At 69.1% G+C, this 16,966-nt stretch carries 4 protein-coding genes; all 4 read right to left on the bottom strand.

Annotated elements, in window-relative coordinates; translation table 11 throughout:
- Positions 1 to 4: 4 nt before the first annotated feature.
- The 4 genes from OEJ36_RS10680 to OEJ36_RS10665 all read right to left on the bottom strand — a co-directional run bounded on the left by OEJ36_RS10680 (position 5) and on the right by OEJ36_RS10665 (position 16,681).
- Positions 5 to 250: a hypothetical protein gene (locus OEJ36_RS10680; protein ID WP_263401500.1), complete on the bottom strand. Its 246-nt coding sequence runs from the start codon at positions 248 to 250 to the stop codon at positions 5 to 7.
- A gap of 103 nt (positions 251 to 353) precedes the next feature.
- Positions 354 to 632 carry a hypothetical protein gene (locus OEJ36_RS10675; RefSeq protein ID WP_021222344.1) on the bottom strand — a complete coding sequence of 93 codons (279 nt, stop codon included), beginning with the start codon at positions 630 to 632 and terminating at the stop codon, positions 354 to 356.
- Between the two features lie 307 nt (positions 633 to 939).
- A complete protein-coding gene (locus OEJ36_RS10670) occupies positions 940 to 2,610 on the bottom strand; it encodes a ShlB/FhaC/HecB family hemolysin secretion/activation protein (protein ID WP_263401499.1) in 1,671 nt (556 codons plus the stop codon).
- On the bottom strand, positions 2,597 to 16,681 hold the full coding sequence (locus OEJ36_RS10665) for a leukotoxin LktA family filamentous adhesin (RefSeq protein ID WP_263401498.1): 14,085 nt from the start codon (positions 16,679 to 16,681) through the stop codon (positions 2,597 to 2,599). Before OEJ36_RS10665 ends, OEJ36_RS10670 begins: the two co-directional genes overlap by 14 nt.
- Between the last annotated feature and the right edge of the window lie 285 nt (positions 16,682 to 16,966).

Raw genomic sequence — 16,966 nt, 5'->3', positions numbered from 1 at the left:
AGGCTCATTCGCTGGCTTGCAGCATGTCGATGGCTTCCTTGAGCACCTTGGCCGATTCCTCGTGGTTGCCGGCCTTGTGCAGCTCTTCGCCTTCCGCGCGCAGGCGCTGGACTTCCTCCAGCAGGGCGGCATCGGAGGGCGGGTCGGTCTTGAGCATTTCGTCGATCCTGGCCATGTCCTGGGGGCAGTGCATGGCCCAGAGCGGGGTGCTGATCAGGGCGGCGGCGATAAAGGCGGCGAGGCGGCGCATGGCGAGGCTCCTGGCGGGGGTGTCCAGGAGTATAGGCAGGGGCTGGGCGTTACGCGGGGCATGAAAAAGCCAGCGCGAGGCTGGCCTTTTCAGCGGGGTCGGGTCACTGGCTGGCGCCGTCGCTACCGCCTTCCTTGTTCGGCCCTTGCAGGCGCTGCAGCGCCATGTTGGACGAGTTGATGCAGGCTTCGGTATCACCGGCGGTCTTGGCCTGTTCGGCCTTCATGCGCAGGTCTTCGACGTCTTTCTTCAGCGGGTCGCCCAGGGTGGTGTTGGTGGCCATGGCGTCGCTGATCTTCTGCAGGTTGATGGTGCAGAGGTCATCGGCGAATACCGGGGAGGCCATCAGGGCGGCTGTAATCAACAGGGCAGTACGTTTCATGAGGGGTTCTCCTCTCTCGTGCTTTGGCACTCGGATAGGCCCTTTGTGGAGGCCGAGTGGAACAATGACGTCCGAGACGGATAAGCCCGGGCTTGCCGACGGGCTTGTAAGGATGGACTGCCCGGTGAAACGCGCGGTTCAGTGTTTTTCTGGCGTCGCCAGGAGTGAGGCCGACGCAGGCCCCGGGCTGAAGCCCGGGCTACGGCAGAGAGGGCCGAAAGGGGCCGCCCCGGCGCCGAAGCCCTGCCCACGAGATGGGGTCACATGGGCCGGGCTTCAGCACGGGAGCGGATTCGGGGCGTGGCGCTTAGAGGACCTTGAACACCACTTGCAGGTTGACGTAGGCGTTGTCCTGGTCGGAGCGCACTTTGGTCAGGGGCACGCCAAGGGTCACTTCGCCGCTGAGGCGCGAGGTGGCCTGCCAGTTGAAGCCACCGCCCACGCTGTCCAGTTTCTCCGGCTGGCGGAACGAGGAGTCGATGCGGCCGTAATCGTAGAAGCCGAAGCCGGTGAGGGCCTGGGTGACGCGGTAGTTGGCCTGCAGGTTGGAGTACATGCCGCCGTCGCCGGCCAGCTCGCCCTGGCGGTAGCCGCGCACGGTGGAGGCGCCGCCGATCTGGAACAGCTGGCTGGAGGGCACGCCCTCACGGTTGGCGTACTGCCAGGCGCCGCTGGCGTTGAGGTACCAGTCCGCGCTGAGGGCCTGGTAGAACTGCCAGTAGCCGACCCAGAGGCCGTAGTTCTCGCGGATGGCGGTGCCTTCCAGCTCGCTGCGGGCATCCTGGTAACCCAGGCCCACGCGCAGGGAGCGGCCCGGCGCCAGGTACAGCGCGGTGAGGTCGGCCTGGGTGGTGCGCACGCGGTTCTCGTTGAGGAAGACGTCGGCGATGTAGTTCTTGGTGCGCTGCTCGCCATAGGTCAGCTGGCCGGTGAACAGCCAGTCCTGGTTGCTCCACAGCGGGTGGCTGATGAACAGCGAGCCGTTCTTCGAGTCGCTCTCCGAATCCAGGCTGCGGAAGGGCCCGTAGATGACCTTCGCCTTGCTCTTGCCGAGACGCCCGCCGATGCGCCCGCCCAGGGTGTTGAAGGGCGCGTCGTAGGAGAGCATGCCCACGCCCGAACCCCGGGAGCCGGAGAGGAAGGCGGAGAACACGTCGTCACGGCCGAGGGCGCCGTAGTGGCGGTACATCATGCCGCCGGTTTCTTCACCGGTGGATTCATAGCCGTGGTTGTTGGCGAACAGGTCGAGGCTGTTCTGCGGCGGCTCGTTGACGTTCACGTAGACGTCGGTGAGGCCGTAGCCCTTGCCCGGTTGCAGCGAGGCGGAAAGGGTGCCGTTGCTCACGCGGTTGAAGCGCGACAGCTCGGCCTCCAGGCGCTTGGGGTCCACCAGCTCGCCGTTGCCGATGTCCAGGCGCTCGCGGATGAAGTCCTCGTTCATGTAGCTGTTGCCTTCCAGCACCAGCTCGCCGACGCGGCCTTCCACCAGCTGGATGCGCACGCGGCCCTGCTCGATGCGCTGCGGCGGCAGGATGGCGCGTGCGGTGACGTAGCCCTTCTCGTCGTACAGGCGGTTCACCGCCGAGATCAGCTGCTGCAGGTCGGCGAAGCCCACCTTGCGGCCGAGGTAGGGCTTGGCCATCGCCTCCAGTTGCTGGGCGTCGAGGATGGCGGTTTCGCTGAACACCACGGCGTCCAGCTGGAAGGCGACGTTGGGGTTGTCGGGCAGCTTCTGGTCGCCCACCACCGGCACGTCCAGCGCCGGGGTGTCGTCCTGCGGGCGGGCTTCCGGGCGCTCCTGGGCGCGCTGGGGCTGGCGCAGCAGCTCCGAGCTGATGGCGCCGGGCAGCGCGCCGGAGGGCAGGGCCTCGGCGCTGGCGACGGCGGCGAACAGCAGCCCGGCCGCACCGAGCAGGAAGGGCGCGCGGCTGGCGACGGCCCGCAGGCCGCCGTTGGTGAGGGTCTTAGATGGAGTCATCGTCACTGCTCTGGGTACCGAGGTTGACCGCCAGCGGGGCGGCGGAGATTGCATGGGCACGTTGCAGCGCCGGGCGCACGGGGTAGGCCGCGGAGTAGGCGGGCATCGCCTCCCCGCCGGTCTGGCGCAGGTCGGTGCTGAACTGCGGGCGGGCCAGGTCGAAGGTGGCGTGGCCGCTGGTGACCATGTTGCGGGTGAACACACCACGGGCCGAGTTGAACCACATGGGCGCGCGGGAGCCGGTGGCGCCGCGGGTCTCCAGGTCCAGCGAGAAGCCTTTCCAGGGGATGTAGTACTGGAAGTCGCTGGCGTAGCGCAGCGCCGGAGTGGTGTTATCCATCAGCGCGCTGACGTAGCCGGTGGTCAGCTTCATCTCTTCGCCGATGTGGCCGTTGACGATGTTGAAGCGCACGGCGTTGGAGCGGATGTCGGCGACGCGGGCGGCCAACTGCTCGTTGAGCACGTAGGGCGCACCGGTGATGCCCAGGTCGATGCGGTCGGCCACGCCGCCCTGCAGGTTGGTGGCCCACAGGCGCAGCGGGGTGGCTTGCACGGTCTGGGTGACCTGGCCACGGATGCTTTCGGCGCGCAGTTCCAGGTCACGGGCGACGCGCACGTCGGCCAGGTCCAGGTCGGTGGTGCCGAGCACGCCGTCGCCATCGCCCACCAGGTGGGCGGAGCCGGTGAGGGCGTGCACGCGCTCGGCACGGGCCTCGCGGTGCAGGTGCAGGTTGACGTCGCCCACCGGGGTCTCGGCGTTGAAGTGGCCGGTGTGCAGGCGGATGGCGGCGCCGTTCTCGCCGATGCCGGTGGCGGCCACCAGGTCGACCTGGCCGGTGCCTTCGTCGGTGGTGCGGATCACCGAATCCTCGTCGTCCATCAGGATGGAACCGAGGCTGGAGGTGAGGGACACCAGGCCGTCCAGCACGCTGTTGGACATCACCAGGTCGTTCTGCGTGGCCACCACATTGGCACCGAGGCCGAACAGGCCCAGGGCGCCCTGCTTCTGCACGACGTTGAACGGGTTCAGCGCGGTGCCGATGTAGCCGGAGGTGAGGCCGTTGCCGTCCACGGCGCGCAGGTTGACCAGGCCGCCGTCGAAGGTGGCGTGGTCGCCCAGGGAGTAGAAGTTGCCGTTGTTGGCCACCAGGTTGGTTTCGCCCTTCACGTCGATCTTGCCGACCACCACGTTGCCGTTGAGCACCACCACGTTGGCGGTGCCCGGCGCCACCAGGCGGTACACGGTGACCGGGTCGTTGCCGTTGTTGGTGACCTGGATGGGGTTGTCCGGCGAGCCGATGTTGCGCCCGGCGTCGATGTACAGGCCGCCGGTGACGGCGCCGGCGACGCCGGTGGCGGTCTGGTTGATCACGTCACGGCCGGCGTAGACGTAGAGGGTGCCGCCCACGGTGATGTCCTTGAGGATCACGTCCTGGGAGGTGCCCACGTGGTAGTCGCCCTTGGCGTCGATCACCACCGGGTCCTTGGCTTCGACCGCCAGGTCGTAGCGCGGGCGCAGGGTGATGCGCACGGTGTCGCCGTCCACCTGCTCGGATTGCAGCGTGCCCGGCTTGGCCTCGGCGAGGAAGGCCATCAGTTGGCTGGAGCTGTAGCTGTTGCCTTCCGAGGAGGAGAGCTGGGTGACGATGGGCAGGTAGCCGTCGGTGCGCTTGAGGGTGAAGACCAGGGTCTCCGACTCGGGCAGGGCCTGGGTCGGGTCGTTGTTCAGGCGGATCGAACCCTGGGTGGCGGAGACGTTGGGCAGCGCGCCGGTGGAGGGGCGATCGCCCGCCACGGCGCCGGCGTTGATCACCGTGCCCAGCATGCTCTTGTCCCAGACCGCACCGTGGGTCATTTGCGCGTACAGCTCGGAGCTGGTGTCCAGGCTGTACTGGAAGTTGGCCGAACGGGTCTGCAGCAGGCCCTGGTCGACGCCCGGCGCGCCGGCCAGGAAGCTCTTCGCCTCCAGGTAGCGGGCCTTCATGGCGGTGTTGATCTCGGCGTCGCTGGCGCTGTGGCCGAGGTTGGCGCTGACCTGCTCGCGGTACAGGTTGAGGCCCGCGCTGGTCAGGCTGAAGCTGCCGTCCGGGTTGCTGGCGCGCTCGCGGATGGTCCAGTAGTCGCTGTAGTAGCGCTCCACCAGGTTCTCGTAGCCGTTGATGGTGCTCTGCGCGTGGTTGGCGTCGGTGAGGCCCATGGCCTCCCACTCGGCGATCTTCTCCTGCAGCTTGGCGTCCTGGTCCTCGCCCTTGGGCGCGGCACCGAGGATCTGGCCGCTCGGGGTGTTGAGCTCGACGTTGCCGAACAGCGACTCGATGTAGCCGACGTTCATGTTGCCGCTGCCCTGGGTGAGGGTGACGCTGCCCGGGGCGGAGGCGTTGATCTCGTTGCTCTGGGTGACCAGCGGGCTGTTGACCCCGCCGATGGAGCTGCCCGAGCCCGAGTGCAGGTTGAGCACGTCGCCACCGATGGACACGCCCACGGCGTCGGCGTGCTGGTAGATGCCGCCGACGGCGTTGACGGTGACGTCGCCCGTGGTCTGGATCGACTTGGCGTAGAAGTCGCCGCTGCTGGCCAGGAAGATGTCGCCCTGGCTGCTGGCGCTCACCGAGGCGCCGGCGACGCGGGAGTCGATCAGCTTCAGCGCGTCGCTGGCGCTGCCGATGCCGGCGCTGGCGTTGAGCACCAGGTCCTTGCCTTGCAGCGAGCCGCCGGCCTGCAGCAGCGAGCCGGTGACGTCGAAGGTGCTGGTACCGACGTCGTTGCGGATGGTGCCGCCGATCAGCACGTTGGAGCCGGAATCCACCTGCAGGCGCGACTCGCTGTTGCCGACGAAGCGGATCGGGATGGCGTGGTCGGCCTTCACGCTGTTGGTGACGGTCATCTGGATGTCGGTGGCCAGGTCGAAGGTGGCACCGGCGTGGTAGCCGCCCCATTCGTCGCCGCCGGAGGTGGTACGCACGGTGGTGTAGCCGATGTTGGCGTCGGCCCACTGCATGAAGGCCTTGTCGTCACCGGTGACGGCACGGACCACTACGTCGCCGGCGCTGGTCAGGTAGGCCTTGCCGTCGGCGGTGGCGATCTCGCTCACCCAGCGGCCCAGGTTGCCGGGGATCTCGTCGCTCTTGCCCGAGATGCCGGTGGGGCCGGTGTAGGTGCGGGTGATGTGGTAGTCCTGGGTCCACTCGTAGCGGGCGCCGGCCTGCGGGTTGTAGGTGAAGTCGCGGCCGATCACGCTCGCCAGGCTGGCGCCGGTGAGGGCGGTGGCGCCGTTGGCGTTGTTGTAGACCGAGACGCTGTCCTGGCCGGCCTGGTTGACGTACCACCAGGTCTGCGCGCGGCCGTCACCCCAGTGCTTGAGGGTGTCGGTGATGCGCACCACGCTCTGGCCACCGTTGCCCAGGTCGATGTCGGTGAGCATCAGGTCGCGGCCGGTGGTGTTGTTGATCTCGACATCGCCGTAGCCGGAGTTGACGACGATGTTGCCCACCGTGTTGGTGTTGATGATGTTGCCGGTCAGCGACACCGAGCCGCCGCCGGCGGCGTTGATGCGCTGCACCTGGATGCGCTGCTTGTCCGAATCCCAGTACACCACCGGCACCTCGTCGGCACCGTTGCCGTCGGCGATGCCGCTGACGTTGTTCAGGCGCACCAGGCCGTTGCCGTTGGCGATGCTGGCGATCTCGGCGGCCGCGGCGGCGCCCAGGTTCAGCGACCAGTCGGTGCGCGCGCCTACTTCGATGCCGGCGTTGATGTTGATGTTCTTGGCATTGATCGCCAGGGCGCCGCCCACGCGCAGGGCGCTGGCGGTGGAGCCGCTGGTGTCGGACTGGCCCAGGGCCGCGCTGTTCTGCGTCTTGTAGGCCTTGATCATGGTGTAGCGCCAATCCCACACACCGGTGTTGCCGGTCCAGAAGTCGTGGTCGCTGGCCGACATGTTGCCGCTGTATTCGTAGGTGGTGTCCTTGAACCAGACGCGGTTGGCGGTGTTGTCGTCGTCGGTCTCCCAGTAACCGCGGATCATGCCGTCGAGGATGATCTGCTGGTCGGTGCCGTTGCCGCTGCCGTAGTTGCGGATCAGGTAGTCGGTGAAGGCTTCCTTGCTGGTGAAGGCGTAGGAGCCGTTGTAGACCACGTTGGCGGCGAACTCGGCGATGGAGTCGGGCACGTTGCGGCCGCTGAGGCTGCTCGGGTTCAGGCCGTTGATGACGTTGGCCCACTCCGACTGCACCGAGGCCAGGTTCCAGCTGCGGCCCGGCAGGCTGACGAACAGGTCGCCGTTGGGCACGTTCATGCTCAGCTGGTAGCTCTCGATGGTGGCGAACTGCGAGACGTTGCCCGAGGTGTTGCTCAGCGAGGTGTTGCCCTTGAGGTTCTCGATGTCGCCGAGCACCAGGATGCCCGGGGCCGGGCTGGTGTTGCCCGCCAGGTTGGTGTCGTAGGTGTTCTCGATGACGATCGAAGGCACGCTCGGGCGCTGGGTGGCGTCGTAGTAGTCGGACTGCGAGCGCTTCACCTCGGTCAGGGTGGCGCCGCTGTTGGCCAGCTTGGCCGCGCCGGTGGAGGTGATGCTGCCGGTGCCCGCGGCGGAGACCAGAATGCCGTTGGTCACCAGGTAGTCGTCGGAGCTGTTGTGGATGATCACCGTCGGCGCGCCGTAGGCGGTCAGGTTGGCACCGGACTGCTGGATGCGATCGGCACCGACGCGGATGTCACCGGCGCCGGCGATGATGTCGCCGATCACCAGGGTGTCCACGGTGGTGTTGCCATTGGCGCCGGCCCCCAGGGACTGCGCGGTGCTGGCGCGCATCTGGGTGTAGAGGGCGATCTGGTCGCTCAGGCTGGTGTACGCGGCCGAGCCCGGGGTGAGGCCGGCGAGCTGCTGGTTGAGGCTGGCCAGGGTGGCGTCGATCTCGGCCAGCGGGCGGAACGCGTTGGCGCTGCCGGCGGCCTTGTATTGCACGGTCAGGTCGTTGAGCGACGACACGGTGCGCAGCTGGTTGCCGTCCCAGTAAACCTCCTGGCGGTTGCCCGCGCCCGCCACCACACGGCTGTTGGCGAGGTTCAGGCTGGCCAGCTGGTTGACCCGGTCGGAGCGGGTGGTCTGCTCGCTGGAGAACAGTGCCAGGTAGGGGTTCTTGCCCACGCCGCCGCCGCTGGCGCTGACCGCGCCGTTGGTGGCGATCAGGTCGACGTTGCGTACCGAGCGCACCAGGGCACCGGTGCCGAACACCAGGTCGTTGGTGGTGGTGGCGGTGGCATCGGCGCCGAGGGCGGCGGTGACCGGGATCAGGGTGTTGTTGACCACCACCGTGCTGGCGCTGGCGCGGATGTCGTTGGCCAGGTTGCCGTCGGCGCTCTGGCCGGCACGCAGGCCGAGGTTGCCGTAGCCGAGCAGGTCGGCGTTGGCGCCGAAGCGGATCAGCTGGGCGGCAGTCAGGTCGATCTTGGTATCGCCGCCGCCGGCGCCCACCAGGCCGTAGACGTCCACGCGGGCATTGGTGCTGGCGCGGGTGTCGCTGTACGCGCCGACCTGCAGCAGGCCGCTGCTCTTCATGCTCAGGTTGTCGCCGAAGGTCACCTGGTTGGAGACGTCCACGTCCATCTCGGTACCGGCGTAGGGCGCGGCGATGGCGCCACCGGCGGAGAGCTTGCCGGTGTCGGCGGCGCGCATGGTGTTGTGGGCGGTCAGGCGCAGGTGGCCCTTGTCGATGTCCAGCGGGCTGCCCACGGTGGCCAGGCCGACGTTGTTGCCGACCTGGATGCGGGTGGTGTCGCGGATGCTGTTGTCGATCAGCACGGCGCTGCCGCTGATCACGCCGCCCGAGCCGGAGAAGGCCTCGGCGCCGCCCTGGGTGATGGTGTGGGCTTCGATGTCGAGGCCGTCGAGCGCGGCCACGCGGGCGCCGTCGCGCACCAGCACCTGGGTGGTGGCACCCAGGTCGAGGTCGATGAAGGTGCCCGAGGCACCGACCATGGCAGCCTGGATCGAGTCGCTGTCGGCGGCGTAGTCGAGGCGGTGCTCGGCCAGCACGTCGGTGCGGCCGGTGAGGATGTTGGTGTTGCCCAGCACGTCCACGGTGGTGGCGCTGGTGGCGTCGAGGTTGAGGGTGGAGGCGCTGCCGGCCACCACGCCGCCGCTGCCGGCCACCGCATCACCGCTGATGCCGTTGCTGCCGGTGGCGGAGAGGGCCAGGGTACCGCCCACCAGGCCGGTGGCGCCGAAGCGCACGCGCTGGGTGGCGTCGATGTCGGCCAGGCCGACGTTGGCGCCGATGGCCAGCAGGCCGCCGACGGCGATGCCGGTGGCGTCGGTCTTGACCCGGGTGGCGTCGCTGGCCTTCACCGCAGCATTGCCGGTGATGGCGAGCTGGGTGCCCTGGCCGATATCGGCGAGCACGTTGGTGTCCAGGTTGGCGCTGGCGACGGTGGCGTTGAGGCCCATCAGGGCACCCCCGCTGGCGCCCACGGCCTGGGCTTCGGCGCTCTGGCTGCGGGTGCGCTGGGCGGCGGCGTCCACGTCCAGCGAGCCGCCGGTGAGGTTCACCGCGCCGGTGCCGGCCTGCACGCTGTTGTCCACCGAGGCGGTGGCGACGCTGGCACCGATGGCGCCGGCGCCCACGGAGGCGCCGATGGCGAAGGCGCGGGTCATCGGGTCGGTGCTGGCGCGGATGCCGATGGCGCCCTGGGTGGTGACGCGGCTGCCATCGTCGACCCAGGCGCGGGCGCTGGTGCGGTCGCTGGCGGTGGCGACCACCGCGTTGCCGGCGACGATGCCGCCGCTGACGCCGACGGCGTCGACGTTGTTGCTGGAGCGTGCGCTGGCATCGACGGCGAGGCTGCCGGCGTTGACCTGCACGTTCTTGCCCACCAGTGCCTGGGCCTGGCCGGTGCTGCTGGAGGTGGCGATGCTGGCGCCCACGGCCACGCCGCCGGCACTGAGGCCGATGGTCTGCGCCTTGAGCGCGTGGTCGAGGTCGGCGTCGACGCTGAGGGCGCCGCCGGCGGTGATGTTGGCGCCGTCGAGGATGCGCGCGGTGGTCTGGCTGGATTTCTCGCTCACCGCCACGGCGGCGCCGAGGCCCACCAGGCCGCCACCGCCCGCCTGGGCGAGGGCCTGGGTGGTGCCGTCCTGGCCGTCTTCGGCGCTGATGCGCACGTTGCCACCGGCACGCAGGGTACCGCCCAGTTCGGCGAGGCTGCGGTCACCGACGTTGATCACCGAGACGCCGGCACCGGCGCCCACCAGACCGCCAGCCACACCGGCTGCCTCGCTGAGGGCATCGGTGCTGTTGTGGGCGCTGACGGTGACGTTGCGGCCGGCGTCCAGGGTGGCGTTGCCGACCCGCGCAGCGGCGGAGTAGGCGGTGCCGTCCGGGGTGCTGAGGAAGGTGTCGTTGGGGCTGATGGATTGCTGGTTGGCGTTGATGTCGGCCTGCAGTTGGCTGGAGCCGGCGAAGCCGTTGCCCATCTGGCCGTTGAGGCCGGAGTTGCGAGCGACGCCCTGGGCGTTGCGGATGCTGTTGTCGAGGCTGCCGGTGGCCTGGGAGGAGGCGCCGGACGCGACGCTGACCACCGAGACGCCGGCGCCCGCGCCGACGTAGCCACCGCCGGCGGCGGCGATGGAGACGGAGTCGATGTCGCGGCTGTTCTCGGCTTCGACGGTGATGTCGCGGCCGGCCTTGACCGTGGCGCCGTCACCGACGCTGGCGATGGCGCCGCTGCGCACCACCTGCACGTCGGCACCGGCACCGACGCCGGCCACGCCGCCGACACCGGCGGTGCCGAGCACGTCGGTGGTTTCGAGGCTGTCCTGGGCGTGCACGCGCACGTCCTGCTGGGCGCCGCCCAGCTGGGTGTTGATCTGGCTGCCCGCGCCGACACCGGCGAGGGTCTGGCCCTTGGCGACCAGCACGTTGACGGTGCCGGCCACGCCGGCGGTACCGCCACCGGCGCCGGTGAAGCCGACGATGGTCACGTCCTGGGCGGCGCTGGCGTCGATGGCGGTGAGGCCGCTGGCGTCCAGGCGGGTGGCGCCGGAGGTGGAGGCCTCGGTGCGCTGGTTGAGGTCGGTGACGATGATGGTGGCACCGACGCCGGCCACACCGCCGCCTGCTACGCCACCGGCGACGATGTCGAGGTCGTTGTCGGCGTCGGCGGCGATCTCGATGCCACCGGCGTCGCTGCGCAGGTTGGAGCCCTGCACGTTGCTGCGCACGGTGCCGGCCAGGGTGGTGACGGCCACCGAGCCGTTGACCCCGGCGGTACCGCCGATGGCGGCGCCGACGACCACGGCGTTGAGGTCGTGGGTGGCGCGGGCGTTCACGCCAATGCCGGCGTCGCTGCCGAGGGTGGCGTTGGCGACCAGGGCCTGGGTGTCGTGGTCGAGGATGTTGGTGGTGGTGGACACGCCGACCCCGGCGGTGCCACCGCCTGCGCCGGCACCGTTGCCGGTGGTGACGCGGGTGTGGTGGTAGGCGCCGACCTGGGTGGCGGCGTCGCTGTCGAGGGTGGCGCCGCTGACCTGGGCCAGGGTGGAGCCGCCGACCATGTTGACGGTGACCGCGCCGGCCACGCCGACGCTGGAACCGCCGCCGACGCTGACGGAAACGGTGTCGATCTCATCGGTGCTGCTGGCGACGACGCCGATGCCCTTGATGCTGTCCTGCAGGGTGCGATCGCGCAGGTCGCTGCCCATGTTGCCGTTGAGCTGACCGTTGTCGATGGCGCGGGCGGCGCCCTGGCCGTCGGCGCTCAGGTGGGTGGACGCACCGGTGACCCGGGCGGTGGTGGTGCCTTCGAGCTGGTTGACCGCCACCGCGCCGGACAGGCCGACGCCGGACAGGCCCACGCCCAGGGCGCCGGCCACGGTTTCGATGTCGCTGTCGGAACGTGCGGTCAGCAGCAGGCTGCCGTCGCTGTGGGCCTGGGCGCCGTGGCCGATCTCGGCGAGGGTGGAGCCGCCGACCATGTTGACGGCCACCGAGCCGGCGACGCCGACGTTGTTGCCCACCGCGGCGCCGGCGGCCAGGGATTGCAGCTGCTGGTTGCGCAGGGCACTGACGCGCAGCAGGTCGCCGGCCTGGAGGTTGCCGCCGTTGATGCCGGCATAGACCGCGCCGGAGATCTGGTTGTAGGAACCGGCGATGCCGATGCCCGCACCCTGGCCACCGTAGGCCAGGGCACCGGTGAGGCTGCGGATGCGCGAGGCGTCCTGGGCGTTCACCAGCAGCGAGCCGTGGCTGGTCAGGCTGGAGTCATCGGTACGGGCGCTGGTGCGGTTGTCGATGGTGTTGATGGCGATGGAGCCGGCCACGGCGGAGGAGCGTGCGGCCACGGCGCCACCGGCGACCAGGGCGTTGATGTCGCTCTGCTGGTTCGCCTGCACGGCGATGCTGGCGGCTTCGGCGTCGCTGTCGAGGATCTCGGCGCTGACGCGGTCGCTGATGGTGTTGTAGCCGAAGCTGGCACCCATGGCGCCGTCGTTGCCGATGGCGGCCGAACCGGAGGCGGTCCAGATGCTGCTGGTGTTGCCGGCGTTCACCGCCAGGGCGCCACCGAGGTTGAGGTCGTGGCTGCCACGCAGGGCGGCGAGGGTGTCGTGGTCCAGCTGGTTGATGGCCACGGCGCCGTCGAAGGCGTACTTGTTGGAGTAGCCCATGGCAGCGGCCACGGAGACCAGGTCGGCGTCGCTGCTGGCGTTGAGGCTGAGGCCGGCGTTGCTGTCGAGGCGACGCAGGTCGTCGGCCACGGCTTCGGTGGCGCCGTCGATGCTGTTGATCGACAGGCCCGCACCGACGCCGGCCTTGCCGCCGAAGCTGGCGGCGCCGGCCACGGCGTGGATGCTGGAGTCGTCACGGGCGCTGACGGTGACGCCGTCGACGGCATCGATGGCGCCGTCGGCGAGGCGCGCGCGGGTGGTGCTGTCGATCGAGTTGACGCTCACCGAGCCGGCCACCTGGTAGCTGCTGGCCGAGGCGCTGGCGGAGACGCCGGCGGAGATCGACAGGGCGCTGGCTTCGTTGTCGGCGGCGATGTCGAGGCGGCGTGCGGTGACGTCGCCGGTGGCGGCCAGCTCGGCCTCCACCAGGGAGTCCACGGTGTTCTGGGTATAGGCACCGGCCAGGCCGACGCCGTTGCCGGTGTTGCTGGAGACCGCGGCGCCGCCGGCGATGGCGTGCAGCGCGGTGTCGTCGCTGGCCTGCACGTTGACTGCGCCGGCGTCGATGTCGAGGTTGTCGGTGATGCGCGCGCGGACCAGGTTGTCCAGGGTGTTCACCGCCGCCGAGCCGGAGACGTTGATGCCGAAGGAACCGGTGCCCTCGCGGGACTGCGCGGCGGGCTGGGTGCTGGGTGCCGGCGGTGCGGTGAGGGCTACGGACAGGGCGTAGTTGCCGATGCGGCCATCGGCGCTGGCGCCGACCTTGAGGCCACCGGATGCGGCCACGGAGCCGGCGGCGAGCTGGGTGTCGCGGCTGCCCAGCCAGGCTTCGGTGGTGCGGTCGAAGGCGTGCACGCCGACGGCGACGCCGGCGGCCTTGCTGGTGGATTTCACCACGCCGCCGGTGATGGTCAGGCTGTCGGTTTCATCGCGGGCGCCGATGTTGATGTCGCCGCTGCCGCCGTTCTCGTCGGTCACCACCAGGTGGGCGCCGTCGTCGATGCCGGCGCGGGTGACGTTGTCCAGCACGGAGACGGAGACCGAGCCGCTGAGGGCGTTGGTGCCGCCCTTGGAGCCGGCCACCGCGTAGTTGAGGATGTCGACGTCGGTAACGGCGTTGACGTTCAGCTCGCTGGCGTAGAGGTTCACCGCGCCGACGGTGGCCTGGGCGCTGTTGTTGTAGATGCCGGCGATAAGGCCGGCGCCGAAGCCGTTCTTGCCGCCTTCGTTGTTGAACAGGCCCGGGTCGGCCGCGACGTTGACCATCTGCGATTCGGTGCGCGCTTCGATGTCGACGGTCTGCTCCTGGCCACGGTAGGCCAGGTCCTGGTTGATGTTGACGCCGTCGGCGACGTCCACCTTGGCGTTGAGGCCGACGTGATTGATGTCGACCATGCCGCTGAGGGTGGTGCCGCTGTCCTGGGCGCCTTCGCCGGAGACGGCGGTGGCGGCGTTGACCCAGGTGCTGAACATCTGGCCTTCGTTGATGGTTTGCAGGAAGTCGCTGAGGTTGTCGGCGCTGAAGGCCTTGATCAGGTTGGACAGGCGGCTCTGGTCCAGCCACGGCAGGCTGGTCTTGGCGTTGAGGCTGAGGGCCTGCATGGCGTCCAGCTCGGCGCCCGGGCGCACGGTCAGTACCGCGTCGTTGTCCTGGTTGCTGATGAGGATGGCGACGCCCACGCCGTTCTTCTTGCCGGTGCTTTCGGTGCTGAAGTCGAACGGCTTGTCGGCGTTCTTCTTGTCGGAGATCACCGAGGAGACGGTGGAATCCAGCAGGTCGGTGACCTCGGCGTTGAGGCTGGCATCCTGGCCGGCCTTGACCTTGGCCTGGCCGCCCAGGTTCAGCAGCGCCTGGTTGTCGTGGTTGATGTAGGCCAGGGCACCGGCGGCGCCCAGCTCATCGAGGAAGCCCTTGCTCTGCTCGCTGCCGCCTTTCTCGCCTTCTTCTTCCTCACCCTTCTCGACGAGCTTCTTCAGCAGCTCCTTGATGCCGTCCTTGGTCTTGGCCTGGAGCAGCTCCTTGGGGTCTTCGCCGGCTTCGCCGATCTTCTCTTCCAGGGTGGCGACGATCTTGTTCTCGTCGCCGAGCATCACCGAGGCTTCGTGGCTGTTGGACTGGGTGTCCACCTTGGCTTCCAGGGTGGCGTTGCCGCCGGCCTCCAGGGTGCCGTTGAAATCGTTGCGGGCCTGCAGGTCGGAGAGGGCGACCAGCACCGAGACGCCGATGGCGCCCTCGGCGTCGCCGGCCTGGGCGCTGACGTCGAACACCTTGACCTGCTCGGCGCTGACGCTGGCGTCGAAGGCGGCCTTGATCAGGCTGCCGCTGCCGACGGTGGTGGTGGCGCGGCCCTTGGCCGAGGTGACGTTGGCGGTGAGGGTGATCGGCAGGCCTTCGAGGGCGCCGGCTTCCACCGCGGTTTCCACGGTGGTGTCGGACTGGCTCTTGAGGTTGACGTTGCCACCCAGGGATTCGATGCGGACGTTCTGGCCGACGTTGAGCTGGGCGTCGGTGTTGGTCACCGAGACCACGGCGCCCACCGGCAGGTCGGCGACCTCGGCCTGGGCGTTGGTGCTGGCGTGGGACGAGATGTTCACGTCGTTGCTGCCGATGATGCTCACGCCGTTGCCGATGTTGACCTTGGACTGGGCATCGAGCACCTGCACCGAGGCCAGCAGGCCGCTGCTGGCGAGGGTGTCGAGCAGGCCGCCGAAGAAGTCGCTGCCGCCGTCGTCATCGGTCTGCACGCCGGCATCGGCCAGGGCCTGGCGCTGTTCTTCCAGCTCGTCGTCGTCGAGGACCTGGGCGATGGGGTGGCCGTTGGCGTCGACACCGTTGTACAGGCCGTCGCTGGACAGGCTGTCGGTCAGCGCAGTGGAGGACTCGGCGCTGATGGTGACCTGGCCGCCACGGATCTCGGTGCCGGCGCCCAGGGTGATTTCGGTCTTGTTGCTGCCCACGCCGACGAGGATGCCGGGGGTGAGCAGGGCGCCCTCGGCGGCGATGGCCTTGAGGGTGACGTCGCCGGCTTCGAAGGCGGCGTTGTTGGTGTGGGCGTAGAGCTTGGCGTTCTGGCCGAGGACGATGGTCGGCGCTTCCAGGGTGATGTCGCCGGAGTCGCCGACGGAGACCGCGTCGCGGTGCTCCTGCTGGCTGGCGGTCTGGTAGTTGGCGATGTTGCGGGTGGAGATCATCACGCCGTCGGCGACGTTGATCTTCTCCGAGGCCTGCAGGCTGTAGTTCGTGCCGCCCAGGCGCTGGTCCTGGGTGAGATTGATTTCGCGCGGGTCGATCAGCACGTGGCCGACGGCGCCGCCCTGGCCGGCCTTGGCTTCCAGGGTGCCGGCCCAGGTCACGCTTTCGTCGGCGGAGAGCTCGACCTGGCCGCCGTTGCCGCTGGTGCCGGCGTTGGCCGCCACGGTGCCGCCCTTGGCCAGGGTGCTCTGCTGCTTGGCCTTGATCACGACCTTGCCGCCGTCGGAATGGGCGCCCTGGCCCGAGGCGGAGACCTTGCCGCCGTCGGCGATGGTGATGTCGTGGCCGGCGCGGATCTCGATCTCGCCAGCGGCCTTGCCGGCGACACCGTCGGTGTTCACCTGGCCGGCGATCAGCACGTCGTTCTCGGCGATGATGCGGATCTCGCCGTTGACCTCGGTGATGGCGGCGGCGCTGTCGAGGCCGTCGATGTTCACCAGTTGCTCGATGCGCGGCATGGCCTGCTGGCCAGCGGTGACGCGACCGCTGGCGCCGATGCCGACGTCGCGGGCGCTGAGGGTGACGGCGCCCTTGGCGTTGACCTGGCCACGGATGGACACCAGGCCGGATTCGGAGAGCGGCAGGTTGCCGGACTTCAGCTGGGCCACGGCGAGGTCGTCGATCTTGCCGTCGGCGCCGATCAGGCGCTCAAGGGAGGCGCTGTCGGGGGTGGTGACGGTGAGGGAGCCGACGTTGATCACGCCGGACTCGCCCACGACCATGCCGTGGGGGTTGGCGAAATAGATGTCGCCGCCGATCTGGCCGTTCTTGTAGCCGTTGAGGATGCCGTTGATCTCGCTGCGCTGGTCGCGAACGATGTTGATCAGGGCGTTGGCCGAATCCGGTACATAGAGGTTGGCGGTTTCGCCGCTGCCCACGTTGAACTGCGAGAAGGAGTTGAAGCCGTTGCCGTTGCGGATGGTCTCGGTGCGGATGTCGGTGACCGCGCCGTTCTGCACCACGCTGGTGGCCGTGCGCCCGTCCGTGACGATGCCCTGGGCATAGAGGCCGGGGCTCAGCAGGGCACCGATGGCCAGCAGGCCGGCGCCGCTGGCGGCCTTGCTCGATTTGGTCTTGCCCTGCCGCTTGGTGTTCTCCCCAACGACTTGCCAGACACCTTTGGCGTGGTTCCAGATGGTGCGATAGACGTGGTTCATGGCGCGATCCTTGATGAGGGCCACCAGGGCCTGCCCCGTGGTCGTCGGGCAGTGCCTGCGTAGTGCGGGCCAGGGAAAGGGTTTGGGCGCGAGTATATGAGCGGGTCCCTGGGCCGAAACTGAGCAATGCTGACAATTGGCCATCATTTTTCGAAGCCATGATGGCCAGGCTGGAGGCGCCGTGCTAGATGGGCTGCACGGTGTTTTCAGGGGTTCTCGCGTGCCGGGTCTCGCGGGCTCCAGGGCTGACATTTCGTCGGGAAGGGGAGGCGGGATGAAACCGAG

The sequence above is a fragment of the Pseudomonas sp. PDM13 genome (genome assembly GCF_025685765.1).
Lineage (GTDB): Bacteria > Pseudomonadota > Gammaproteobacteria > Pseudomonadales > Pseudomonadaceae > Metapseudomonas > Metapseudomonas solani.
This window is presented reverse-complemented; position numbering and strand designations above follow the sequence as displayed.

Excerpts from the sequence above, each read along its gene's own strand:
- OEJ36_RS10665 (WP_263401498.1), bottom strand. The coding sequence starts at position 16,681 with ATGAACCACGTCTATCGCACCATCTGGAACCACGCCAAAGGTGTCTGG.
- OEJ36_RS10670 (WP_263401499.1), bottom strand. The coding sequence starts at position 2,610 with ATGACTCCATCTAAGACCCTCACCAACGGCGGCCTGCGGGCCGTCGCC.
- OEJ36_RS10680 (WP_263401500.1), bottom strand. The coding sequence starts at position 250 with ATGCGCCGCCTCGCCGCCTTTATCGCCGCCGCCCTGATCAGCACCCCG.
- OEJ36_RS10675 (WP_021222344.1), bottom strand. The coding sequence starts at position 632 with ATGAAACGTACTGCCCTGTTGATTACAGCCGCCCTGATGGCCTCCCCG.